Origin of the sequence: Streptomyces sp. NPDC058664, from assembly GCF_042716635.1 — a bacterium.
Lineage (GTDB): Bacteria > Actinomycetota > Actinomycetes > Streptomycetales > Streptomycetaceae > Streptomyces.
Genome location: NZ_JBHXRW010000003.1, coordinates 292,716 through 316,389, shown reverse-complemented (window position 1 = coordinate 316,389; position 23,674 = coordinate 292,716). Strand labels below are relative to the sequence as shown.

Sequence of the window (23,674 nt, the reverse complement as noted above, 5' to 3'; positions counted from 1 at the left end):
GGGCGCCGCGGGCGCCGCGGGCGCCGCGGGCGCCGCGGGCGCCGCGGGCGCCGCGAACACGGCCGTCTCCTCATACGCGGTGGTTTCCCCGTACGGGGCGGCCTCCCGATGCGTGCCGGAGGCCTCCCGGTACGTGCCCGGGGCCTCTCCGTACGCGGCGGCCTCTCCGTACGCGGCGGCCTCTCCGTACGCGGTGGGAGCCTCCCGCTGCGCGGCCGGTCCCCCGTCCCCGTACGCCGCCGGAGTCCCGTACGGGTCCGTGGGCATCGGCGCGGGCCCCGGTTCGTCCGTCGGCCGGAACCACGGAGAGCCCGTCGTCACGCGACGGCCTTGCCCACCACCGGCGCGAGCCCCGCCGACCGTGCGACCGCCCCCTTGTCGCCGCACTGCTCCAGCCAGTTGGCGAGCATCAGGTGGCCGTGCTCGGTGAGGACCGACTCGGGGTGGAACTGGACGCCCTCCACGGGCAGTTCCCGGTGGCGAAGGCCCATGATGATGCCGTCCTCGGTCCGCGCGGTGACCTCGAGCTCGGCCGGCAGGGCGGCGGGCTCGGCGGCCAGCGAGTGGTAGCGGGTCGCGGTGAACGGCGAGGGCAGACCGGCGAAGACGCCCTTGCCCGCGTGCGTGACGGGCGAGGTCTTGCCGTGCAGCAGCTCGGGCGCCCGGTCGACGACTCCGCCGTACGCGACGGCCATCGACTGCATGCCGAGGCAGACGCCGAAGACGGGCACGCCGGTCGCCGCGCAGTGCCGGACCATGTCGATGCAGACACCGGCCTGCTCGGGGGTGCCGGGTCCTGGCGACAGCAGGACGCCGTCGAAGCCGTCCTGGGCGTGGCTCAGCTCGACTTCGTCGTTGCGGAGGACTTCGCACTCGGCGCCGAGCTGGTAGAGGTACTGAACGAGGTTGAAGACGAAGCTGTCGTAGTTGTCGACGACGAGAATTCGCGCGCTCACTGGCCGTCCACCGTCACATCGTTGAACGGAAGCAGAGGCTCCGCCCAGGGGAACACGTACTGGAAGAGGGCGTAGACGACCGCGAGGACCAGCACGATCGAGATCAGCGCCCGCACCCACGCGTTGCCCGGCAGATGCCGCCAGATCCAGCCGTACATGACGTCGACCGCCCCTTTCCGTTCGTTACGGGGACCAGAGTACGGGGCGAGGGGCCCGTGAGGGGTCAGCCGGCCAAAGCCTGTGGACGACTGTCCAAAGCCTGTGGACGGCCGTCGGCGACCGGCCGGGTGGCGTCGAGGTGCGCCCAGGCGACGAGACGGTGGCTGCTGCCCCACTCGGGCTCGCAGGTGGTGAGGGTGAGGTAGCGGCCGGGACCGTCGAGACCCGACACGTCGCGGCCGAAGGACGTCGGCAGCGGGTCGACGACCCCGACGTCGGTGGGCACGGTCCGGTAGGGGGCGCGGACGATCCGGTACGTGAACCAGGTCGTCCCGTCGGTCAGGACCACCGCGTCACCGGCGCGCAGCCTCGGGAAGTCCTTGAAGGGGTCGCCGTGGGTGCGGCGGTGGCCGGCGACGGCGAAGTTCCCGGTCCCGCCGAGCCGGGCGGTGGCCGTGTAGTGGCCGAGGCCCTTCCTGAGAACGTCCGCGCCGGTGCCCTCGATGACCGGCCATTTCCAGTCCTCGCCGAGCCGGGGGACGTACATGACGGCGATCCCCCTGCCCGGGACGTACGGCACGGCTCCGGGGGCGGGCGCGGCCGTGACCGGGGTGCTCGTCCACTCCCGCTGGAGGGCGTCGATCTGGCCGGCGCTCGCGCTCTCGGCCTGGACGCCGGTCCAGTACAGGACGTACGCGACGAAGAGGACGATCAGGGTGCCGACCGTGAGGCACAGCTCGCTGAAGGTCCTCACGGCGAGCCGCAAGCCCCCCGAACCCCTCAAGCCGCCCTCCCGCTGCCGGCTCACCCACTGTCGGCGCACCCACTGTCAGCACGCCGGCCGTCAGCGCGTCGGCTGTCAGCTCACCGGCTTCGCGTGGTGGAGGTCCACTGTGCCCGAGTAGCCGGGAAGAGTCACCGCCCTGTGCTCGTCGACTTTCCAGCCGAGCCCGTACGCCTTCACGTACAACTGGTAGTTCTGGATCGCCGGGGAGTCGGCGAGCGCCCTGCTCAGCTTTCCCCGGTCGCCGACCGCCGTGATCCTGTACGGGGGTGAGTAGACGCGGCCCTGGAGGATCAGGGTGTTGCCGACGCAGCGCACGGCGCTGGTGGAGATGAGCCGTTGGTCCATGACCCGGATGCCCTCGGCGCCGCCCTGCCACAGGGCGTTGACGACGGCCTGGAGGTCCTGCTGGTGGATGACGAGGTCGTTGGCCTGCGGCTCGGGGTAGCCGGGGGCGGCCTGGGCGTCCGGCGGGGCATCATTGAGGGTGACGGTGAGGCCGGAGCCGGAGACCTCGGTGGTGCCCGCCGACGCTTCGAGCGCGTCGAGTCGCGCGTCCTCCGCGCGGGTGGATCCGTCGTCGCGGGCGGCGAGCGAGTCGACCCGGGAGCGGAGGGCGGAGGTGGACTCGTCGAGGCCCGCGTTCTTGTGACTGCGCTCCTCGATCAGGTCGGAGAGCCGCAGGAGGGAGGCGTCCGTGCGGATGTTGGTGCCCTTGGCGGTGTTGAAGCTGGTGACGAAGATCAGTCCGGCGAGGGCGAAAACGGCAAGGGTGAGGACCCGGACGGGACGCCACCTCGCGGTGCGGCCCCCTCCTTCGGGAGTGCCGGCGGAATTGCTCAACGTACCCTGATCCCCTTCGGTGCCGCGGAACCACTACGCTAACGGACGCCTGGGGGACGCAGTCGTCCTCCTTCGTCACATCCCGGCGCCAGCCACAGTTCCCTGCGCGGTCACGCAGCGCATCGACAGGAGAGTCCCTCGTGCCGAAGTCACGTATCCGCAAGAAGGCCGACTTCACGCCTCCGCCCGCCAAGCAGGCGACCAGTATCAAGCTGACCAACCGCAGCTGGGTGGCGCCTGTGATGCTGGCGCTCTTCGCCATCGGTCTGGTGTGGATCGTCGTCTTCTACGTCACCGACGGTTCGATGCCGATCGAGTCGCTCCGGAACTGGAACATCGTGGTGGGCTTCGGCTTCATCGCGGCCGGCTTCGGTGTCTCCACGCAGTGGAAGTAACGGGGACCTAGCGTCCACCGCGGGCGCTCGTCAAGCTCTCCCCTAAACTTATCCACAGCGTTGTGCACAGCACTGGATAACTTACGAAGATCTGTGGATAACTCACACGGGGTTGACGCCGGTATGACCGGAATCACCCTCGAAGAAATCCACAGCACCCCTCGCCTCCCTGGAGAACCACCAGGTCAGAGGCGGGGGGTGCAGTCGTTTCCCCAAGAATGGGGACAGTCCGTCAGGCGGCGGTCACACGCTGGCCACACACTGTGGATAACTCTGGGGAAAGCTCACAGAGAAGCTCATCCACAGCCCTGTGCACTCAGGTGAGCGCCGCCGAACGGGCGAGGACGATCCCCAGGTCGACCAGGAACACCAGACCGCAGGCCCCGTACTGCACGAGGTCCCTGCGGGTCCTCGGCGCGTGCACCAGCGCGTACGTCACCAGGACGCCCGCGACCAGACCGCCGACGTGGGCCTCCCAGGAGATCCCCGGACGGGTGAACGTCATGAGCAGCGACAGGGCCACGAAGAGGACCACCGGCCGCATGTCGTGGCGGCGCCGGCGGGCCAGCACCACCCAGGCGCCGATCAGGCCGTAGACGACGCCGGAGGCGCCCAGCGAGGGCTGGGCCGGCGAGGCGACGAGATAGGCCAGCACCGAGCCGGAGAGGCCGGAGAGCAGACAGAGGGCCGCGTACCGGATCCGGCCCAGCTCGGGCTCGACGATCCCGCCGATCACCCACAGGCCGAGCACGTTGAAGAGGATGTGCCAGACCTGCTGGTGGAGGACGGTCGAGGTGAACAGCCGGTACCACTCGCCGTCCGCGACGCCGACGACCTCCCCGAGGGCCGGGCTGAAGGCGTAGCCGATGAGCGTGAGCTCGTCGACGAGCCGGTCGCCGAGGACCAGGACCGCGAGGTAGACCGCGAGGTTGATCCCGATGAGGATCTTGGTGACGAGGTGGTCGTCGGCCGCCACCTTGCCGCCCGCGAGCGTCCGGGGCTGGTTCGCGTCGGCCGCGTGGCCGGTCCCCGAGCCGTTGCGCACGCAGTCGGGGCACTGGAACCCGACGGAGGCGGAGATCATGCACCGCGTGCAGATCGGCTTCTCGCAGCGGGCGCAGCGGATGCCGGTCTCGGCCTCCGGGTGGCGGTAGCAGCGGGGCGGACCGGCGGGCGGGTCCGTGGAAGGTCGCGGGTCCATGGCGGTTCCGTCCCTTCCCGTCTCAGCGCTTCTCGATCACCACGGACTCGATGACCACGTCCTGGAGCGGTCGCTCCGTGTGCGGGTCGGTCGCGGTGGTCGCGATCGCGTCCACGACCTTCCGGCTCTCCTTGTCCACGACCTCGCCGAAGATGGTGTGCTTGCGGTTCAGCCAGGTCGCGGGGGCGACGGTGACGAAGAACTGCGAGCCGTTGGTGCCCGGCCCCGCGTTGGCCATGGCCAGCAGGTAGGGGCGGTCGAAGAAGAGCTCCGGGTGGAACTCGTCGGCGAAGGCGTAGCCGGGGTCGCCGGTGCCGTCCCCCAGCGGGTCGCCGCCCTGGATCATGAAGTCCTTGATCACCCGGTGGAAGACCGTGCCGTCGTAGAGCGGGTCCGAGGAGACCGTGCCGGTCGCGGGGTGCGTCCACTCGCGCTCGCCCGAGGCGAGTTCGACGAAGTTCCGGACCGTCTTCGGAGCGTGGAACGGCATCAGCCGCACCTCGATGTCACCCAGGCTGGTCTTGAGGATCGCGTACAGCTGCTCGGCCACGGTCGCCTTCCGTCCACGTCATGTCGCGTCGTCCCACGTCTGTCTCTGGCGTGTCCGATCCTCGCATGCCCCGTATGCCCGCCCCACATGCCGGACCTCGTTCCGAGGGGCATGATTCCGAAGAGGATGGAAAGGTGAAAAACCGACATCGCCACCGAGGAGGAGGAATCCTGTGACCCGCATGGACAGCGTGCGCGCCGCGACAGATTCGGCGAAGGAGAGCGTCATGCACGCCGCGGAAGTGGTGGCACCGTACGCCGACACGGCGAGGGACCAGGCCTCGCACTACGCACACGAGGCGCGCGAACTGATCGCGCCGAAGGTCTCGAAGGCCGCTCGACAGGCCCGAGTGCAGGCTCGTGCGCAGTACGACTCGTATGTCGCACCCCATGTGCCGCCGCGGGTCGACGCGGCCGCACACCGTGCGGCGGTCAAGACCCGCCGGGCCGCCCGTCAGGCGGCCGACTACACCGTTCCGCGTGTCGAGAACGCGGTCGCCGCGACCGGTCCCGTCCTTGAGGAGGCCGGGTCGCGTTCCACCGCCGCCTGGGCCGCGCTGCGCGGGCAGGTGACGCCGAGGGAAATCCAGAAGATCGTGAAGAAGCACGAGCGCCGGGCCAGGGCCGGACGCCTCGCCAAGGGCCTCGTGGTCCTGGGCGTTCTCGCCGGCGGCGCGTTCGCCGCCTGGAAGTGGTGGGACAAGCAGGCCAATCCCGACTGGCTGGTGGAGCCGCCCGCTCCCACCGAGGTGGACGAGGGCACCGCTCTGACGTCCGTCGACGACAGTGGGGCTTCCCTCGACCCGGATGCGGAGGTCGACGAGGCCGCAGCCGCGGCCGAAGCCGAAGCGGCCGCCGAACGCGACGAGCGCCGCTGACCGACCGGGTTCGTTCTACGAGGTTCCGCGAGCCTCTACGAGGTTCCGCGGGGCTCCATGGGGCTCTATCAGGCTGTGCCGGGTCATACCGTTCGTACCGGGTGACGCCGGGGTTCTCACCGGGATCCCGCTGGGTGGTCCCGGGGTTTCGCCGGGGTCCTGCCGGGTGGTCCCGGGGTTTCGCCAGGGTCCTGTCGGGTGGTCCCGGGGTCCTGCCAGGTGGTGCTGGTGGTGCTGGGTCGTCCACCGGCGGGGTCCTGCCGGATACCGCGAGGTGGGCGGCGCGGGGAGTACGCGAGTCGGCTCCCCGTGCCCTACGCGACGGCGGCCGACGCGAGTGCCGTCAGCGCGGCCTGCTCGTCGCTCTCGGCCACGGCGCTCGCGCCGGTCGCGGAACGGTGCCGGGCGGCGGGGGACGAACCGTGGGCCTCGGCGGCGATGCGCTGCTTGATGGTGGGCGGCAGGGAGCGGTCCCCGGCGAGCGGCCACACGTGTACCCGCTGTGCCGGTACGGAGGCGAGGGCGGCACGCTCCCGGGCGACGGGGGCGGCGGCCGGGCCGGCCGGCTCCTCGGGCTGCTGCACGGCGGGCTGCGTGGCCGCGGCGGCGGTGCCCGTCAGGCCGACGGAGGCGAGCAGGGCGAAGAGGACGGAGATGAAGGCGGTCCAGAACTGCTTGACCTTGGCGGTGGCCATGACCCCTCACTTTCGTGATGCGTGACGTTCTCGGATGGTTCATTTCGGATTGCGCGCTTTTCGTACCTTCCTCATCATGTCGATGGGCGCCCGCTTTCCGCGGACCGACGCCCCTGCTGCGCAGCTCTTCCGATGAACACCACCCGTCCGGACCAGCAGGCGCCCGGGCGGAGACCTCCCGGCCGCCGCGATGGGCGCGCACCTCACGCAAAACACCCCCTTCGAACCACGTTTCCGCAGTTCGAAGGGGGTGTACGGGGTGGAGCCTAGGGGAGTCGAACCCCTGACATCTGCCATGCAAAGACAGCGCTCTACCAACTGAGCTAAGGCCCCGGAACGAGGACAGCGTACCGGGTCACCCCCCATGTCCCGCAAAAGGATTGGGACTCCCGGTCAGCGACCACTCTCCGTAAGATGCTGACCGAGGTTCGCAGTGGCGAACCGCAGGGATGGGGAGAAGTAATGGACGCAGCGCAGCAGGAAGCCACGGCCAGAGCCAGAGAGCTTCAGCGCAGTTGGTACGGGGAGCCGTTGGGGGCGCTCTTCCGTCGGCTGATCGACGATCTCGGGCTCAACCAGGCCAGGCTCGCGGCCGTGCTCGGACTGTCCGCGCCCATGCTGTCCCAGCTGATGAGCGGCCAGCGCGCCAAGATCGGAAACCCGGCCGTCGTCCAGCGTGTCCAGGCACTCCAGGAACTCGCCGTGCAGGTCGCCGACGGCAGTGTCAGTGCCGCCGAGGCCACCGACCGGATGGACGAGGTGAAGAAGTCGCAGGGCGGCTCCGTCCTCACCAGCACGGGACAGACCAGCACCGGTCCGGGTGCTCCGACCGTCCGCCGGGTGGTCCGCGAGATCCAGTCGCTGCTGCGCTCCGTAGCGGCGGCGGGCGACATCATCGACGCGGCCGACTCCCTCGCTCCGGCCCACCCGGAACTGGCAGAGTTCCTCCGGGTGTACGGCGCCGGGCGCACCGCGGACGCGGTCGCCCACTACGAGTCGCACCAGAACTGACGCGGTCGGCAGCCGGCCGGCATCGCCGAGAGACGAAGCAGACGGGGAGCGGCGCAGCACGATGGGTGAGGTCTTCGCTGGTCGGTACGAGCTGGTCGATCCGATCGGACGGGGCGGGGCTGGCGCGGTATGGCGTGCCTGGGACCACCGTCGCCGCCGTTATGTGGCAGCCAAGGTGCTTCTGCAGAGCGACGCGCACACGTTGCTCCGCTTCGTCCGCGAGCAGGCGCTGCGGATCGATCATCCGCACGTCCTCGCCCCGGCCAGCTGGGCCGCCGACGACGACAAGGTCCTGTTCACCATGGACCTGGTCGCCGGCGGCTCCCTGGCCCACGTCATCGGCGACTACGGCCCGCTGCCGCCCCGGTTCGTCGGCGTCCTGCTCGACCAGCTGCTCTCGGGGCTGGCCACGGTGCATGCCGAGGGGGTCGTCCACCGGGACATCAAGCCCGCCAACATCCTGATGGACGTCACGGGTACCGGGCGGCCGCATCTGCGGCTCTCCGACTTCGGCATCTCCATGCGCAAGGGCGAACCGCGTCTCACCGAGACCAACTACGTGGTGGGCACGCCCGGGTACTTCGCGCCCGAGCAGCTGCTCGGCGCCGAGCCCGACTTCACCGCCGACCTCTTCGCGGTCGGCCTGGTCGCCCTCTATCTGCTCCAGGGCCGCAAGCCGGACTCGCAGGCCCTGGTCGAGCACTTCCTCGCGCACGGCACTCCCGGCGCCCCCGAGGGCATCCCCGAGCCCCTGTGGCAGGTGCTCGCCGGGCTGCTCCAGCCCGATCCGCAGGCCCGCTTCCGGACGGCCACGGGCGCGCGCAAGGCGCTGACCGCCGCCGTGGAGATGCTTCCCGAGCCGCACCCCGACGAGCAGCCGGTCGAGATCTTCGACCAACTCGGCCCTCTCCCCGCCGGTTTCGGCCCCCAGGGGCCCACAGGTCCCACAGGCCCTGTGGACAGCACAGGCCCCGCCGACCCCACCGGTCTCTCCGACACCGGCGCCGCCACGGCCGCGCACGGCACCCGGGCCGCAGACGCCATGCCGACCGCGCACGGCACCCAGGCCGCAGGGGGCCTTTCCGCCGCCGCACCGGCCGCCACGCCGCCCGCCGCACCGACCGCCCCGCCCGCCGCCGTACCGACGCCCGCCCTCATGCCCGTACCGCCACACCAGCGACAGGCCCCACACTCGCAGTACCAGCCCCAGCACCCGGCCGCTCCCCACGCCGCCGCGTCCGCCGCCCCGGTCTCCACGACCGCGCCGCTGCCCGGTCCCTCCGAGACGGGCAGCTTCCACCTGCCCCCGCCGGCCGCGCACCCGATCACCCCCTTCGAACAGGCGCCCACCGCGGCGACGCCGTACGGACAAGCCCCTACTCATCCATACACCGCTCGACCCGATCAGGTTCCCGCGCGGCCCGCCCCCGTACGCCGACCGGGACCGCCCCCGAAGGTGACGATCCCGGTCCTGCTGCTCGCGCTCGTGTGCTTCGCGGTCGGGTTCTGGGCGCTCGCCCAGACCTGAACCGCAGGCCCTACGCCGCCCGCCGCCGCGCCACCAGCGTCCACGCGCCGAGGCCCAGCAGCAGCACCGTCCCGCTGCCGATGCCGGCCACCGCGACGACACCCATGGAGCCGTCCCGCTCCGCCGCCCGCGCCCCACTGGCACCGTTCGCGGCGGCCTCCTTGTCGTCGGCGGTCACCGTGAACGGCCCCGGGTCGCCGTCGTATCCCGGGCCCGGCTTCGCGTCGCCCCGGAGGGAGACCCGCAGGGTCAGCGGCACCGGCTCGTCCCCGTACTCCTCGGCGACCGCCGGGCTGAGCGTGGCCGACAGGTAGTACCAGCCGGCGAACCGCATGCCGCTGGTGGCGTCCTGGTACGAGGTGCGGTTCTCGTGGGCCACCGGCCGCAGCGCGTCGAGCGCCAGCGTCGAGGACTTCCCGTCGTAGCTTCCGGTGTTCTCGACGACGTGTCCGAGCGCCGGGTTCTCCAGGGAGAGGATCAGGGCGCTGCCGATGTACTCGTCACCCCCGGCGCTGCTGCCGAGTTCGGCGCTGGCGAAGAGCTGCTGCCCCCAGTCGACCGGCACCCGGTAGAAGAGCGTCTGTCCCGGCCGGATGTCGGACCGCCACTCGCCCTGCGTCAGCGAGGTGGCGTCGTGGATTCCGGAGCCGCCCTGCCGTGGCGTGGGGCCGCCCGTGGGCGGTGCGGGCGTGCCGGAGGCCCACACCTCCGGGAGTACGGTCGGCCCGGCCTTCTTCAGGGCCGGCTCGGACACGTGCCGGATCTCGAGCTCCCAGTCGTCGGGGCTCGAGGTCGCCTTCGACTCCCGCTCGACCAGGACGTAGTAGGCGCCGGCGGCCTGGCAGGTGGAGCTGTCCGCGTCGATGACGCGGCGGGCGTACGCGGCGAGCGGCCGCGTGTACTCGGCCGACGTGAAGTTCACCTGCTGGTAGCCGCACTCGGTGCCGGAGGTGTCCTGCAGGCTGACCCTGAAGCCGTCGCCGTAGTCGACCTTTCCGCCGGTCTTCGGGACGGCGACCACGGAGACGTACGCGTTCCGCTTGTCGTCGAGGTCGACCCGGTAGTAGACCTTGCCGTCCTTCTTGAGCGTGTCCCGGTAGGTCTGCCCGGCCGTCAGACGGGCCCCGTCCGAGCTCGAGACGGCTCCCTGGACCCGCTGTGCCGCGCCGTCGAAGGTGTACGGCGGAAGTGCCTCCCCGTCTGCCGCCGGAGCCACAGCGGGCGCCACAGCCCCCACCCGACCGGCCGCCGCAGCCTCCACCTGACCGGCTGACGCCACCAGCGGCTGTCCCGGCGTCATCGCCGTCGCCCTGCCGGGCAGCGCCGCCACCGCTCCGACCGCCGCGGCCGCCGTGATCAGGGCCCCCGCCCTCCGGCCGATGCCGGCCTGCGTCCTCACGCGCTCCACCTCTTCACTTAAGCAAGTCAAAAATTTGCTCAGGCAAAGCGAAGCCCCGGCCCGCTCACGCGCGGCCGGGGCTTCACCCACAGACGGTCTTCGTCTCAGACACCCGAACCTGCGGGCACGGAGTCGGTCGCCTCCGTCCACAGATCCTGCTCGGCGCGATCCGCCTGGATCTGGCGGTACACGAGGAGCCCGCCGATGGCGGCCAGTGCGACCAGGAGAAGCTTCTTCACCGCGCGACCTCGTCTTTCGTTGACGTAGGAGACTTCTGACGCCCACTCTACACATCGACCGATACCGATCGGTGATCTGTACGAGCTTCAAACCTCCCACCGGCCCGGGACAAACAAATCGACCCGGACGGAGTAACCGTCCGGGTCGATCGATACTGTGGGGCTAACAGGATTTGAACCTGTGGCCTCATCCTTATCAGGGATGCGCTCTAACCAACTGAGCTATAGCCCCGCCGCGCTCTGCGGTGTGTGTCCCGCGCGCTGACTCCTGAAGATTAGCGCACGTGGGGGCCAGTCCCAAAATCCGTTCCCGGACCGGCCCCGCGCGTCCTACTCGTCCTCGGCGAGCGTGAGCTCCACACCGCCCACGAAGCCGGCCGACAGGTTGTAGATGAACGCGCCCAGGGTCGCCAGGGCGGTCATCAGGACCACGTCGATCACGGCGATCACCGAGGTGAACATCAGCACCCGCGGCAGCGAGAGGAACGACTGCAGGTCGAAGCCGTTGGACTCGTTCGAGCCCGTGGCCTCGCTGATCGTGCCGCCGACCGTCGAGAACACGCCCATGGCGTCCATGACCATCCACAGCACCGCCGCGGCGACGACCGTGCAGATGCCCAGCGCGATGGAGAGCAGGAAGCTCACCTTCATCACCGACCACGGATCGGCCTTGGCCACCCGCAGCCGCGCCTTGCGCGTACGGGGCGTCGTGCTCGCCCCCGTACGCGGCCGGCGCACGGCCCCGGTCTGACCGCCCGCCGCGGCGCCGTACGCCTGCGGCGGGTGGTACGGCCCGCCCGGCTGCTGCGCACCCGCGCGCTCGCCGGGCAGCGGCCCGTTGTAGGTCTCGTACGAGGGCTGCTGCCCCCGAGTGTCCGTCACCGCAACCCCCTGGGAGTCCGTGGCGGGGCCACGGGCGCCGTTCGCTCCAGCACCAGCAGAAGCTCCGGCGGCCGCCGATCCGGCGCCCGTGGCTCCACTCACGCTCTTACTCCTCGTGCTCCCCGGCCGAGGGCTCCGTGCCCTCGACTTCCTCGGTCTCGACCCCATCGGTCTCGACCACCGCGGCCTCGGACGCCTCCACGGCGTCGTCGGCCTCATCGACCTCGTCGTCGCTGCCGGCCTCGGCGTTCCTCGCGATGCCGACGACGGCGTCGCGCTTGCCCAGGTTGATCAGCTGGACGCCCATGGTGTCACGGCCGGTCTCCCTGACTTCGTTGACTCGCGTACGAATCACACCGCCGGACAGCGTGATGGCGAGGATCTCGTCCGTCTCCTCGACCACCAGCGCGCCCACGAGCGAGCCACGGTCCTCCACGATCTTGGCGGCCTTGATGCCGAGGCCGCCACGACCCTGGACGCGGTACTCGTCGACGGGGGTGCGCTTCGCGTACCCGCCGTCGGTCGCGGTGAAGACGAACGTACCGGGCCGGACGACATTCATCGAGAGCAGTTCGTCGTCCGCGCGGAAACTCATCCCCTTGACGCCCGAGGTGGCGCGTCCCATCGGACGCAGCGCGTCGTCCGTGGCGGTGAAGCGGATCGACTGCGCCTTCTTGCTGATGAGCAGCAGATCGTCCTCGGCCGAGACCAGCTCCGCGCCGATCAGCTCGTCGTCGCCGCCGTCCTCCGTCTCCCGGAGGTTGATGGCGATGACACCGCCCGAGCGCGGCGAGTCGTAGTCCTTCAGCGCGGTCTTCTTGACCAGGCCGGCCTTGGTGGCGAGCACCAGGTACGGCGCGGCCTCGTAGTCGCGGACCGCCAGGATCTGGGCGATCTGCTCGTCCGGCTGGAAGGCGAGCAGGTTGGCCACGTGCTGGCCGCGCGCGTCCCGGCCGGCGTCGGGCAGCTCGTACGCCTTGACCCGGTAGACCCGGCCCTTGTTGGTGAAGAAGAGCAGCCAGTGGTGGGTCGTGGAGACGAAGAAGTGGTCGACGATGTCGTCCTGCTTCAGCTTCGTGCCGCGCACGCCCTTGCCGCCGCGCTTCTGCGAGCGGTAGTCCTCGGTCTTCGTCCGCTTCACATAGCCGCCGCGCGAGATGGTGACGACGATGTCCTCCTCGGCGATCAGGTCCTCGATGGACATGTCACCGTCGAAGGGCACGAGCTTGGAGCGTCGGTCGTCGCCGAAACGCTCGACGAGCGCGGCCAGTTCCTCGCTGACGATCGCCCGCTGGCGCTCCGGAGAGGCCAGGATCGCGTTGTACTCGTTGATCTTGGCCTGGAGCTCGTCGTGCTCGGCGACGATCTTCTGGCGCTCCAGGGCGGCGAGCCGGCGGAGCTGCATCTCCAGGATCGCGTTGGCCTGGATCTCGTCGATGCTCAGCAGGTCCATCAGGCCGCCGCGTGCGACCTCGACCGTGTCGCTGCGCCGGATGAGCGCGATGACCTCGTCGATGGCGTCGAGCGCCTTGAGCAGACCGCGCAGGATGTGGGCGCGCTCCTCGGCCTTGCGCAGCCGGAAGCGGGTCCGGCGCACGATGACCTCGATCTGGTGCGTCACCCAGTGGCGGATGAACGCGTCGAGCGAGAGGGTGCGCGGCACGCCGTCGACGAGCGCCAGCATGTTCGCGCCGAAGTTCGTCTGCAGGTCGGTGTGCTTGTACAGGTTGTTGAGGACGACCTTGGCGACGGCGTCGCGCTTGAGCACGATGACCAGGCGCTGGCCGGTCCGGGACGAGGTCTCGTCGCGGACGTCGGCGATGCCGCCGATCTTGCCGTCCTTCACCAGGTCGGCGATCTTCTGCGCGAGGTTGTCCGGGTTGGTCTGGTACGGCAGTTCCGTGACCACCAGGCACTGGCGGTTCTGGATCTCCTCGACCTCGACGACCGCGCGCATCGTGATCGAGCCACGGCCGGTGCGGTACGCCTCCTCGATGCCCTTGCGGCCGACGACGAGCGCGCCGGTGGGGAAGTCCGGGCCCTTGATCCGCTCGATCAGGGCGTCGAGGAGCTCCTCGTGGGTGGCCTCGGGGTGTTCGAGGGCCCACTGGGCGCCGGCCGCGACCTCGCGCAGGTTGTGCGGCGGGATGTTGGTGGCCATACCGACGGCGATGCCGGCCGAGCCGTTGACCAGCAGGTTCGGGAACCGGGCCGGCAGGACCGTCGGCTCCTGGTTGCGGCCGTCGTAGTTGTCCTGGAAGTCGACGGTCTCCTCGTCGATGTCCCGGAGCATCTCCATGGCCAGCGGCATCATCTTGCACTCGGTGTACCGCATGGCGGCGGCCGGGTCGTTGCCCGGGGAACCGAAGTTGCCGTTGGAGTCGACGAGCGGCATCCGCATCGACCAGTGCTGGGCGAGGCGGACGAGCGCGTCGTAGATCGAGGAGTCGCCGTGCGGGTGGTACGTACCCATGACGTCACCGACGACGCGGGCGCACTTGTAGAAGCCCTTCTCGGGCCGGTAGCCGCCGTCGTACATCGCGTACAGCACGCGCCGGTGGACGGGCTTGAGGCCGTCCCGTACGTCGGGCAGCGCGCGGGACACGATGACGGACATCGCGTAGTCGAGGTACGAGCGCTGCATCTCGGTCTCGAGCCCGACGGGCTCGATCCGCAGCTGCGGCTCTTCTTCGGTGGTGCCGGTCGGCGTGGTTTCGTCGGCCATTGCTGGTCGTCAGTCCTTTCGTACGGTCAGCTGAGACCGACTCAGATGTCGAGGAAGCGAACGTCCTTGGCGTTGCGCTGGATGAACGAGCGGCGTGCCTCGACGTCCTCGCCCATCAGCACCGAGAACAGGTCGTCGGCCTGCGCGGCGTCGTCCAGGGTGACCTGGCCGAGCACGCGGTGCTCGACGTCCATGGTGGTGACGCGCAGCTCCTCGGCGTTCATCTCGCCGAGACCCTTGAAGCGCTGGATCGAGTCTTCCCTGATCCGCTTGCCGTTCTGCTTGCCCAACGTGACGAGCGCGTCCCGCTCGCGGTCCGAGTACGCGTACTCGAAGTCGTCCCGGCCCCACTTGATCTTGTAGAGCGGCGGGCGGGAGAGGTAGACGTGACCGGCCTCGACCAGCGGCCGCATGAAGCGGAAGAGGAAGGTCAGCAGCAGGGTGTTGATGTGCTGACCGTCGACGTCGGCGTCCGCCATCAGGATGATCTTGTGATAGCGGAGCTTCTCGATGTCGAAGTCCTCGTGCACACCGGTGCCGAAGGCCGAGATCAGGGCCTGGACCTCGGTGTTCTGCAGGATCTTGTCGATCCGCGCCTTCTCGACGTTCAGGATCTTGCCCCGGATCGGCAGGATGGCCTGGTACATCGGGTTGCGGCCGGACTTGGCCGAACCGCCGGCGGAGTCACCCTCGACGATGAAGATCTCGCACTTGGCCGGGTCGTTCGACTGGCAGTCGGACAGCTTGCCCGGCAGCGACGCCGACTCCAGGAGGCCCTTGCGGCGGGTCAGGTCGCGCGCCTTGCGGGCGGCCACGCGCGCGGTGGCGGCCTGGATGCCCTTGCGGATGATGTCCGCGGCCTCGTTGGGGTTGCGGTCGAACCAGTCCGTCAGGTGCTCGTGGACGATCTTCTGGACGAAGGTCTTCGCCTCGGTGTTGCCGAGCTTGGTCTTCGTCTGGCCCTCGAACTGCGGCTCGCCCAGCTTGATCGAGATGATCGCGGTCAGACCCTCGCGGATGTCGTCGCCCGTGAGGTTGTCGTCCTTCTCGCGGAGCAGCTTCTTGTCGCGCGCGTACTTGTTGACCAGCGTGGTCAGCGCGGCGCGGAAGCCCTCCTCGTGCGTACCGCCCTCGTGGGTGTGGATCGTGTTCGCGAAGGAGTACACGCCCTCGCTGTACGAGGAGTTCCACTGCATCGCGATCTCGACCGAGAGCGCGCGCTCCTTGTCCTCGGCCTCGATGTCGATGACGGTGGGGTTGATCAGCTCGCCCTTGCGCGAGTTGAGGTACGTCACGAAGTCGACGATGCCGCCCTCGTAGTGGTACTTCACCGTGCGGGCGGCCTGCTCGGCGGCCGCCTCGGCGTCCGGGTCGTCGGCGCCCACGGTCGCCTTCGCGGACTCGCGCTCGTCGGTGAGCGAGATCGTCAGGCCCTTGTTGAGGAAGGCCATCTCCTGGAAGCGGCGCGAGAGCGTCTCGAAGGAGTACTCGGTCGTCTCGAAGATGTCCGGGTCGGCCCAGAAGGTCACCGTCGTGCCGGTCTCGTCGGTCGCCTCGTGCTGCGCGAGGGGCGCGGTCGGGGCGCCCATCTTGTAGTCCTGCGTCCAGCGGTGGCCGTCCGTCTTGACCTCGACGGACACCTTGGTGGACAGGGCGTTCACGACCGACACACCGACACCGTGCAGGCCGCCGGAGACGGCGTAGCCGCCGCCGCCGAACTTGCCGCCCGCGTGCAGCACGGTCAGCACGACCTCGAGGGCCGGCTTGCCCTCGGAGGCCACGATGCCCACCGGGATGCCACGGCCGTTGTCGATGACGCGCACGCCGCCGTCGGCGAGGATCGTGACGTCGATGGTGTCCGCGTGCCCGGCCAGCGCCTCGTCGACCGAGTTGTCGACGACCTCCTGCACCATGTGGTGCAGACCGCGCTCGCCGGTCGAGCCGATGTACATGCCGGGGCGCTTGCGCACTGCATCCAGGCCTTCAAGGACCTGGATGTTGCTGGCGGTGTACTGGTTGTTCTCGTTGGGGTTGCCGGAATCGGCCACGAAGCGCCCTTTCTGGCACAGCACAGGCCGTTCTCCGGGCATACGGGAGCGGCTGCGTCGTTCGACTTGTTCCGCAGGGTGGCGGGATTGTCTTCCAGTCTACCGGTAGCGCCGACACTCATGGGGGTTTGCCGGTCCCTGAGTCCGCATGTGCCGCCCTGAGCGGGAGCGAGACGACTCCCCATATCCGGACAGGGGCTCCAGAGCCCCCTGACGGCCACCCAGCGCTTCGAGCTGTGACGGCCAGTGGGCATGGGCGGTGTCCCGTCGCGGGCATGCGGTCCGCCCCGGCGGACCGCATGGGCACAACGGCCCCCCGCACGGTGCCTCTGCTTGGATCCGCACCACACGAACCCGCCCGTATCGACCGGCGCTCTAGCCGTACGTGTCCCCGGGCCCCACGGACCCCGGCGCCCTGAGCGGCCCGTACCCCCGCCGCGGCGCCCCCGGTCCCAGCACCTTGATGACCCGTACCGTCCCGTGCCCCAGGTCCTCGTTCAGCCGCGCCACCAGCGTCGGCGCGAGCAGCCTCAGCTGCGTCGCCCAGGCCGTCGAGTCGCACTGCACCGTGAGCACGCGCGCGTCCGGCTCGTCGTCGAACTTCAGCGGTACGCAGTGCTTCGCCAGGTTCTCCCCGACGATCTGCGGCCAGCGGCCCATGACCCCGCCGACGGCCGCCGGCGTCTCCCAGCCCCGCTCGGTGATCAGCCGGTTGATCGCCGCGCCGAGCGCCATCGGGTCACGGCCGTCGGCGCGCGCGCCGGACCGCAGTCCGCCGCCGCGCCGGGCCTGCTTCTTCTGCTGGGCGGCCGCGCCCTTGGCCTTCGCCTGTTCCTTGGCGGCGCGCAGCGCGACCCGCGCGAGGTCGACGCCCGAGGGTTCGGGGGCCGAAGGAGTGTCCACAGGCTGTGGAAGCTTTTCCTCGCTCACGCCCGCTCCACCGCCCCGTCGGCCACCGCGTACCGCGTCCCCGCGAGGACCCCCGGCACGTCGTCGTCGACGGCGGCCGTCACCAGGACCTGCTCGCCGCCCGCCACCAGCTCCGCGAGCCGCTCGCGCCGCCGCGCGTCCAGCTCGGCGAAGACGTCGTCGAGGACGAGGACGGGTTCGTTGCCCTCGGCCCGCAGCAGGTCGTACGAGGCGAGCCGCAGCGCCAGGGCGTACGACCAGGACTCGCCGTGGCTGGCGTACCCCTTCGCCGGCAGCTCCCCGAGCTTGAGCAGCAGCTCGTCGCGGTGCGGCCCGACCAGCGTGACGCCCCGCTCGATCTCCTGCTTGCGCACCTCGGCGAGCGCGGCGAGCAGCTGTTCGTAGAGCTCCTCGCGGGTGTGCCCGGCGCCCGGCGCGGAGGGTCGGTACTCCAGCAGGATCGGTCCGCCGGCGGGCGCCAGCCGCTCGTACGCCTTGTCCGCGAGCGGCTGCAGTACGGCGATCAGGTCGAGCCGCTGGGCGAGCAGCTCGGCTCCGACCCGCGCCAGGTGCTGGTCCCAGACGTCCAGGGTGGAGAGGTCCATGCCGCGGCCGCCGTGCCGCCGTGCCATCGCGGCCGACTTCAGGAGCGTGTTGCGCTGCTTGAGCACACGGTCGTAGTCGGAGCGCACACCCGCCATCCGCGGGGTGCGCGCCGTGATCAGCTCGTCGAGGAAGCGCCGGCGCTCGCCGGGGTCGCCCTTCACCAGGGCGAGGTCCTCGGGCGCGAACAGCACGGTTCGTACGATTCCGAGCACGTCACGGGGTCTGACCTGCGAGGACCTGTTGATACGGGCACGGTTGGCCCGGCCCGGATTGAGTTCGAGCTCGATCAGCTGGGAGCGCTCGCCCTGGGTGACGGCGGCGCGGATGACCGCGCGCTCCGCCCCCATCCGCACGAGCGGGGCGTCGGAGGCGACACGGTGGCTGGAGAGGGTCGCGAGATAGCCGACGGCCTCGACCAGATTGGTCTTGCCCTGGCCGTTGGCTCCCACGAAAGCGGTGACGCCCGGGTCGAGCGGGACCTCGACCCGGGCGTAGGAGCGGAAGTCGGCCAGCGACAGATGCGTGACGTGCATGGTTGGGCGCCGACCTTCTTCCCCCGGCGGTTGTGCACCGCGGGGTGCACAACCTGTGGATTACTTCTTGGACTCGACCGCGTGGCCGCCGAACTGGTTGCGCAGCGCGGCGATCATCTTCATCTGCGGGGAGTCGTCCTGACGCGAGGCGAACCGCGCGAAGAGCGACGCGGTGATCGCCGGCAGCGGTACGGCGTTGTCGATGGCGGCCTCGACGGTCCACCGGCCCTCGCCGGAGTCCTGGGCGTAGCCGCGGAGCTGCTCCAGGTGCTCGTCCTCGTCCAGCGCGTTCACCGCGAGGTCGAGCAGCCAGGAACGGATGACCGTGCCCTCCTGCCAGGAGCGGAAGACCTCACGGACGTCGGTGACGGAGTCGACCTTCTCCAGGAGCTCCCAGCCCTCGGCGTAGGCCTGCATCATCGCGTACTCGATGCCGTTGTGGACCATCTTCGCGAAGTGGCCGGCGCCGACCTTGCCCGCGTGGACCGAGCCGAACTCACCCTCGGGCTTGAGGGCGTCGAAGATCGGCTGGACCCTCGCCACGTCCTCGGCGGAACCGCCGTACATCAGCGCGTAGCCGTTCTCCAGGCCCCAGACGCCGCCGGAGACGCCGCAGTCGACGAAGCCGATGCCCTTGGCCGCCAGCTCCTCGGCGTGCTTCTCGTCGTCCGTCCAGCGCGAGTTCCCGCCGTCCACGACGATGTCGCCGGGGGAGAGCAGGTCGGCCAGCTCGTCGATGGTGGACTGGGTCGCGGCACCGGCCGGAACCATGACCCACACGACGCGGGGCCCCTTGAGCTTGCCCACAAGCTCTTCGAGGCTGTGGACATCGGCGAGGTCCGGATTGCGGTCGTATCCGATGACGGTGTGGCCTGCGCGGCGGATGCGCTCGCGCATGTTGCCGCCCATCTTGCCGAGACCGACGAGACCGAGCTCCATCAGAGATTCCTTAAGCGTCGTGTGCGGTTTTCCCGGGTCCGAGCCTACGCCCGGACCCGGGTGCACACCTGTGGGGTCAGCCGCTCAGGCGATGCCCCGGCGACCGTCCTCAGCCGCTCAGCCGCACCGGCATACCGCGTCTTTCCGGGGGCGACCCCCGGACCCCCGGCACGGACTGCCAGGCCTCAGCCGCTCAGCCGCACCGGCATGATCAGGTACTTGTAGGCCTCGTCGGCCTCCGCGTCGACCGCCGGCCTGCCGCTCAGGAGCGCGGGCTTGGTGGAGGTCGTGAAGGAGAGCTGGGCGACCGGGGAGCCGATCGCGCTCAGGCCTTCGAGCAGGAAGGTCGGGTTGAAGGCGATCGAGATGTCGTCGCCCTCCAGCTGCGCGTCCACACGCTCCACAGCCTGTGCGTCGTCACTGGAGCCGGCCTCCAGGATCAGCACGCCCTGCTCGAAGCTCAGCCGGACCGGGGTGTTGCGCTCGGCCACCAGGGCCACGCGCTTGACGGCCTCGACGAAGGGGGCGGTCTCGATCACCGCGACCGAGTTGAACTCGGTGGGGAAGAGCGTCCGGTACTTCGGCAGGTCGCCTTCGAGCAGCCGGGTGGTGGTGCGGCGGCCGGCGCCCTCGAAACCGATGAGGCCCTCGCCCTTGCCGGAGCCCGAGAGCGCCAGGGTGACCGTGTCGCCGCTGGTGAGCGCCTTCGCGGTGTCCAGGAGGGTCTTCGCGGGGACCAGGGCGACCGCGGAGGCGTCCGGGGACTCCGGCTTCCACAGGAACTCGCGGACCGCGAAGCGGTAGCGGTCGGTGGAGGCCAGGGTGACGGTGTCGCCCTCGATCTCGATGCGCACACCGGTGAGGACGGGCAGCGTGTCGTCACGGCCGGCGGCGATGGCCACCTGGGCTGCGGCGGAGGCGAAGACCTCACCGGGGACGGTGCCGGTCGCGGTGGGCATCTCCGGCAGCGTCGGGTACTCCTCCACAGGCAGGGTGTGGAGGGTGAAGCGGGAGGAGCCGCAGACCACGGTCGCCCGTACACCGTCTGTGGAAATCTCCACCGGACGGTTGGGGAGGGCGCGGCAGATGTCGGCGAGCAGCCGGCCGGAGACCAGGACGGTGCCGTCCTCCTCGACCTCCGCCTCGACGGAGACGCGGGCCGAGACCTCGTAGTCGAAGCTCGAGAAGCTCAGGGCGCCGTCCTCGGCCTTCAGCAGAAGGCCCGCGAGAACGGGCGCCGGCGGACGGGCCGGGAGGCTGCGGGCCACCCAGGCCACCGCCTCCGCGAGTACATCGCGCTCCACCCGGATCTTCACCGGAACCGCCTCCTGCTGTTGCTGGCTCTTCGTCGACTGCGGGAACCAGTCTGACGTACGCCGCCGACACTCGGTGCTGCTCGGGGTCAAGTCGCGACAAGAGCGCGTCGGAGCTCCGGCGCCGAGTTGTGCACAGGTCCCACTTCGAAGCGAATTCCGGGCTAACTCTATGTGGGAGTAGTAGTAGGGCCTGTGGAAACGGTGGATAACGTCGTTTGCACAGGTCAGACCCTGTTTTTTGTCCACCGAGCCTGTGGGTGGAGCCGGTGGACAACTGGGGTTCTCTGTGGACACCCGAAAGTTGTGCACACCCGATACACAGGTCATGGGGAGTTCTCCCCAGCGTCGTCCCCAGCTTTACCCAGGTTCCCCACAGCCCAATCGTGCTCCTTGGTGTGACGGCTTTCACTCGACGCGGTGAGAAGGGGCGATTCGTTGCCGAACAGTGGACAGCGCTGTGGAGAAGCTGTGGGCAACAGTCCCCACCCTGTGGGCAGCCGGTGGACAACCTTCCGAGTCCTCTGTGGGTGAAGGGTTCATCCACAGCCTGTGGATATCTTTTACCAACAATTCCACAAGGGTCTGACCTGGGGTGATGGTCTGTCACCAGGCTTGCCTGTGGACAGGATCCGGATAACTCAACAGTCCCCACCCTGTGGACGGGAGATCATCCCGCAATCTGTGGAGAACCTGCCACCGGAGCGGAGTAATCGAACAACCCGGTCGGCGGACAGGACCCCGGGCGACCCGGGGAAGGTGCCCGGAGAGCTCCTAGAGAGCTTCCGGAGGGCTCCCGGAAGGCCCCGCGAGGACTCGAAACCGCCCTTGGTCCGCTCCTGGGAACGCGGAAGGGCGCTCCGGGGGGTGTCCCGGAGCGCCCTTCGAGGACCGCTGGGGCGGCCGTCGGCCGTCGGTTGCCCCAGCGGCGGGTCAGCCGTTCTTGATGCGGTTGGTGAGCTCGGTGACCTGGTTGTAGATGGAGCGCCGCTCGGCCATCAACGCGCGGATCTTCCGGTCCGCGTGCATCACCGTCGTGTGGTCACGGCCGCCGAACTGCGCGCCGATCTTCGGCAGCGACAGGTCCGTGAGCTCACGGCACAGGTACATGGCGATCTGCCGGGCCGTCACCAGGACACGGCTCCGGGAGGATCCACAGAGGTCCTCCACCGTCAGACCGAAGTAGTCGGCCGTGGCCGCCATGATGGCCGGCGCGGTGATCTCCGGCGACGAGTCCTCGCCGCCCGGGATCAGGTCCTTGAGGACGATCTCGGTCAGCCCCAGGTCCACCGGCTGCCGGTTGAGGCTCGCGAAGGCCGTCACCCGGATCAGCGCGCCCTCCAGCTCACGGATGTTCCGCGAGATCCGGGAGGCGATGAACTCCAGTACCTCCGGCGGGGCGTTGAGCTGCTCCTGCACCGCCTTCTTGCGGAGGATCGCGATGCGCGTCTCCAGCTCGGGCGGCTGCACGTCGGTGGTGAGGCCCCACTCGAAGCGGTTGCGGAGCCGGTCCTCCAGGGTCACCAGCTGCCGGGGCGGCCGGTCCGAGGAGAGCACGATCTGCTTGTTCGCGTTGTGGAGCGTGTTGAAGGTGTGGAAGAACTCCTCCTGCGTCGACTCCTTGCTCGCGAGGAACTGGATGTCGTCGACCAGCAGGATGTCCACGTCCCGGTAGCGCTTCCGGAAGGCGTCGCCCTTGCCGTCGCGGATCGAGTTGATGAACTCGTTGGTGAACTCCTCGGAGCTCACGTACCGCACGCGCGTGCCCGGGTAGAGGTTCCGCGCGTAGTGGCCGATCGCGTGCAGCAGATGGGTCTTGCCGAGGCCCGACTCCCCGTAGATGAAGAGCGGGTTGTACGCCTTCGCCGGCGCCTCGGCCACCGCGACGGCGGCGGCGTGCGCGAAGCGGTTCGAGGAACCGATCACGAAGGTGTCGAAGAGGTACCGGGGGTTCAGCCGCGCGTGCTGCTCGCCGGGAGCGCCGCCCTGGGGGGCGGACGAGGAACCGTGGCCGCCGCCGGGAACGCCCACAGGACCGCCCGGCCGGGGGCCGGGACGAGGTCCGTGGTTCTGCGGATCGGGCAGCTCCGGGCGCTCGGACCGCTGCGGCTCGTAGCCCCGGGGCGGCTCGTCGTACCGCGACTGCCGGGACTGGTCGGGGCCGGTGTACGGAGCCCGCTCCTGGTAGCCGCCCATCCGGGGCTGCTGCCAGGACAGGTCCTCCTGGGTGCGCGGCCAGGCGCCGGGGTCGGGCCGTTGCTGCGCGTAGTCCGGATAGGCCGGGCGCGCCGAGGGAAGCCCGTCGTCGGGCATCGGCCGGTGGCCGTAGCCCTCGTACTTCTCGTACGGCTCGGGCTGCGGGCGCTCGTCGTAGCGGGACTGCTGCGACGGGGGCGCCGGCGGAGTCGACTCGCCGACGGAGTCGTCGACGGTGATCGCGATCCGGATCGGGCGGCCGCACTCGCGGCTGAGCGTCTCGCTGATCAGGGGGGCGAGCCGGCCCTCGAGGACCCGCTTGCCCCACTCGTTGGGTACGGCGAGGAGCGCCGTGTCGGCGACCAGGGCGAGCGGCTGGCAGCGCTCGATCCACTGCTTGTCCTTGGGCTCGATCCCCTGCTGTCCCTCGGCGAGGAGCTGCTCGAGGACGCGTGGCCACACTGCGGCAAGATCGGCAGGTACGTCAGCCACAGGGCACGCTTTCTCGCAGGTCCCACGATGGTGTGGTTCTCGGGGGACGGTGGGTCGGTGTCCATGAGGACGGTGTCCGTGAGGACAGGTGAGGACAGAACGGAAAAGAATGTGGAGTCCGTCCACGGTAGTCGTGGCGGATGACGTGGTTCAAGTTGTTGTCCACAGCCTGTGCACAATGGGGGATGGCGACAGGTCGGTTTGACCGGATGGCGTAGCCGCGCGTACCGTAACCAGGTCGAGTTGTCGATGGCTGCTGCCGCCTGCCTCCGATGGGCAAAGATCACGGTCTGTGATCGTTTAGCGGTGCACTCGGGCGTATTGCGAGCTACTCGTGGGCGCACGGTGACAGCCAGGCGATGTCCCGCCATCTACGAATCATTTCTGGAGCCCC

Annotated in this window: 21 protein-coding genes, 2 tRNA genes and 1 pseudogene; 4 read left to right on the top strand and 20 right to left on the bottom strand. The window is 69.8% G+C overall.

Annotation, left to right across the window (positions count from 1 at the left end; translation table 11 throughout):
- The 5 genes and pseudogenes from ACFWUY_RS04600 to ACFWUY_RS04580 all read right to left on the bottom strand — a co-directional run.
- A pseudogene (locus ACFWUY_RS04600) lies at window positions 1-267 on the bottom strand (ABC transporter ATP-binding protein); the annotation flags it as partial.
- A 50-nt stretch (window positions 268-317) separates the two neighbouring features.
- Window positions 318-956 carry an aminodeoxychorismate/anthranilate synthase component II gene (locus tag ACFWUY_RS04595; RefSeq protein ID WP_384101924.1) on the bottom strand — a complete coding sequence of 213 codons (639 nt, stop codon included), beginning with the start codon at window positions 954-956 and terminating at the stop codon, window positions 318-320.
- Complete coding sequence (locus tag ACFWUY_RS04590) at window positions 953-1,114, bottom strand: hypothetical protein (RefSeq protein WP_024760376.1); 162 nt, start codon at window positions 1,112-1,114, stop codon at window positions 953-955. The genes ACFWUY_RS04595 and ACFWUY_RS04590 overlap by 4 nt, the downstream gene beginning before the upstream one ends.
- A gap of 65 nt (window positions 1,115-1,179) precedes the next feature.
- Window positions 1,180-1,881 (bottom strand): class E sortase, encoded by a 702-nt coding sequence (locus ACFWUY_RS04585; protein WP_384101922.1) that lies wholly within the window; start codon window positions 1,879-1,881, stop codon window positions 1,180-1,182.
- Between the two features lie 93 nt (window positions 1,882-1,974).
- Window positions 1,975-2,742: a DUF881 domain-containing protein gene (locus ACFWUY_RS04580; RefSeq protein ID WP_384101920.1), complete on the bottom strand. Its 768-nt coding sequence runs from the start codon at window positions 2,740-2,742 to the stop codon at window positions 1,975-1,977.
- A gap of 140 nt (window positions 2,743-2,882) precedes the next feature.
- On the opposite strand from ACFWUY_RS04580, the gene crgA reads away from it, so the two are divergent.
- Window positions 2,883-3,137: a cell division protein CrgA gene (crgA, locus tag ACFWUY_RS04575; protein WP_351210926.1), complete on the top strand. Its 255-nt coding sequence runs from the start codon at window positions 2,883-2,885 to the stop codon at window positions 3,135-3,137.
- Between the two features lie 316 nt (window positions 3,138-3,453).
- On the opposite strand, the gene ACFWUY_RS04570 is transcribed toward crgA, so the two are convergent.
- Together ACFWUY_RS04570 and ACFWUY_RS04565 are read right to left on the bottom strand one after the other, a co-directional pair.
- On the bottom strand, window positions 3,454-4,338 hold the full coding sequence (locus ACFWUY_RS04570) for a rhomboid family intramembrane serine protease (RefSeq protein ID WP_384101918.1): 885 nt from the start codon (window positions 4,336-4,338) through the stop codon (window positions 3,454-3,456).
- Window positions 4,339-4,360: 22 nt separating this feature from the next.
- A complete protein-coding gene (locus tag ACFWUY_RS04565) occupies window positions 4,361-4,888 on the bottom strand; it encodes a peptidylprolyl isomerase (RefSeq protein WP_384101916.1) in 528 nt (175 codons plus the stop codon).
- Between the two features lie 172 nt (window positions 4,889-5,060).
- On the opposite strand from ACFWUY_RS04565, the gene ACFWUY_RS04560 reads away from it, so the two are divergent.
- Window positions 5,061-5,765 (top strand): DUF5324 family protein, encoded by a 705-nt coding sequence (locus tag ACFWUY_RS04560; RefSeq protein ID WP_384101914.1) that lies wholly within the window; start codon window positions 5,061-5,063, stop codon window positions 5,763-5,765.
- Window positions 5,766-6,079: 314 nt separating this feature from the next.
- On the opposite strand, the gene ACFWUY_RS04555 is transcribed toward ACFWUY_RS04560, so the two are convergent.
- Together ACFWUY_RS04555 and ACFWUY_RS04550 are read right to left on the bottom strand one after the other, a co-directional pair.
- A complete protein-coding gene (locus ACFWUY_RS04555) occupies window positions 6,080-6,460 on the bottom strand; it encodes a DUF6344 domain-containing protein (RefSeq protein ID WP_384101912.1) in 381 nt (126 codons plus the stop codon).
- 260 nt (window positions 6,461-6,720) lie between these two features.
- A tRNA-Ala gene (locus ACFWUY_RS04550) sits at window positions 6,721-6,793 on the bottom strand.
- Between the two features lie 129 nt (window positions 6,794-6,922).
- Between ACFWUY_RS04550 and ACFWUY_RS04545 the strand changes: the two genes are divergently transcribed.
- Both ACFWUY_RS04545 and ACFWUY_RS04540 read left to right on the top strand, forming a co-directional pair.
- A complete protein-coding gene (locus tag ACFWUY_RS04545; RefSeq protein WP_351210936.1) occupies window positions 6,923-7,471 on the top strand; it encodes a DNA-binding protein in 549 nt (182 codons plus the stop codon).
- A 61-nt stretch (window positions 7,472-7,532) separates the two neighbouring features.
- The gene (locus ACFWUY_RS04540) at window positions 7,533-8,999 is read left to right on the top strand and encodes a protein kinase (RefSeq protein WP_384101910.1); all 1,467 of its coding nucleotides are present in this window, start codon (window positions 7,533-7,535) and stop codon (window positions 8,997-8,999) included.
- Window positions 9,000-9,009: 10 nt separating this feature from the next.
- On the opposite strand, the gene ACFWUY_RS04535 is transcribed toward ACFWUY_RS04540, so the two are convergent.
- The 11 genes from ACFWUY_RS04535 to dnaA form a co-directional block, all read right to left on the bottom strand.
- Entirely contained in the window at window positions 9,010-10,398 is a 1,389-nt protein-coding gene (locus tag ACFWUY_RS04535; RefSeq protein WP_384101908.1) for a hypothetical protein, read from the bottom strand.
- Between the two features lie 104 nt (window positions 10,399-10,502).
- Complete coding sequence (locus tag ACFWUY_RS04530) at window positions 10,503-10,637, bottom strand: DLW-39 family protein (protein ID WP_003958712.1); 135 nt, start codon at window positions 10,635-10,637, stop codon at window positions 10,503-10,505.
- Window positions 10,638-10,795: 158 nt separating this feature from the next.
- Window positions 10,796-10,869, bottom strand: a tRNA-Ile gene (locus tag ACFWUY_RS04525).
- Window positions 10,870-10,967: 98 nt separating this feature from the next.
- Window positions 10,968-11,621: a DUF3566 domain-containing protein gene (locus ACFWUY_RS04520; RefSeq protein WP_384101906.1), complete on the bottom strand. Its 654-nt coding sequence runs from the start codon at window positions 11,619-11,621 to the stop codon at window positions 10,968-10,970.
- A gap of 4 nt (window positions 11,622-11,625) precedes the next feature.
- A complete protein-coding gene (gene gyrA / locus ACFWUY_RS04515; RefSeq protein WP_384101904.1) occupies window positions 11,626-14,244 on the bottom strand; it encodes a DNA gyrase subunit A in 2,619 nt (872 codons plus the stop codon).
- 41 nt (window positions 14,245-14,285) lie between these two features.
- Entirely contained in the window at window positions 14,286-16,316 is a 2,031-nt protein-coding gene (gene gyrB, locus ACFWUY_RS04510) for a DNA topoisomerase (ATP-hydrolyzing) subunit B (RefSeq protein ID WP_384101902.1), read from the bottom strand.
- Between the two features lie 351 nt (window positions 16,317-16,667).
- Window positions 16,668-17,222: a DUF721 domain-containing protein gene (locus ACFWUY_RS04505; protein WP_384101900.1), complete on the bottom strand. Its 555-nt coding sequence runs from the start codon at window positions 17,220-17,222 to the stop codon at window positions 16,668-16,670.
- Window positions 17,219-18,340, bottom strand: a complete 1,122-nt coding sequence (gene recF / locus ACFWUY_RS04500) for a DNA replication/repair protein RecF (RefSeq protein ID WP_384101898.1) — start codon at window positions 18,338-18,340, stop codon at window positions 17,219-17,221. Before recF ends, ACFWUY_RS04505 begins: the two co-directional genes overlap by 4 nt.
- 60 nt (window positions 18,341-18,400) lie before the next feature.
- On the bottom strand, window positions 18,401-19,279 hold the full coding sequence (gnd, locus tag ACFWUY_RS04495) for a phosphogluconate dehydrogenase (NAD(+)-dependent, decarboxylating) (protein WP_384101896.1): 879 nt from the start codon (window positions 19,277-19,279) through the stop codon (window positions 18,401-18,403).
- A 185-nt stretch (window positions 19,280-19,464) separates the two neighbouring features.
- Complete coding sequence (gene dnaN / locus ACFWUY_RS04490; protein WP_384101894.1) at window positions 19,465-20,595, bottom strand: DNA polymerase III subunit beta; 1,131 nt, start codon at window positions 20,593-20,595, stop codon at window positions 19,465-19,467.
- Between the two features lie 930 nt (window positions 20,596-21,525).
- A complete protein-coding gene (dnaA, locus tag ACFWUY_RS04485) occupies window positions 21,526-23,280 on the bottom strand; it encodes a chromosomal replication initiator protein DnaA (RefSeq protein WP_384101892.1) in 1,755 nt (584 codons plus the stop codon).
- Window positions 23,281-23,674 lie beyond the last annotated feature (394 nt).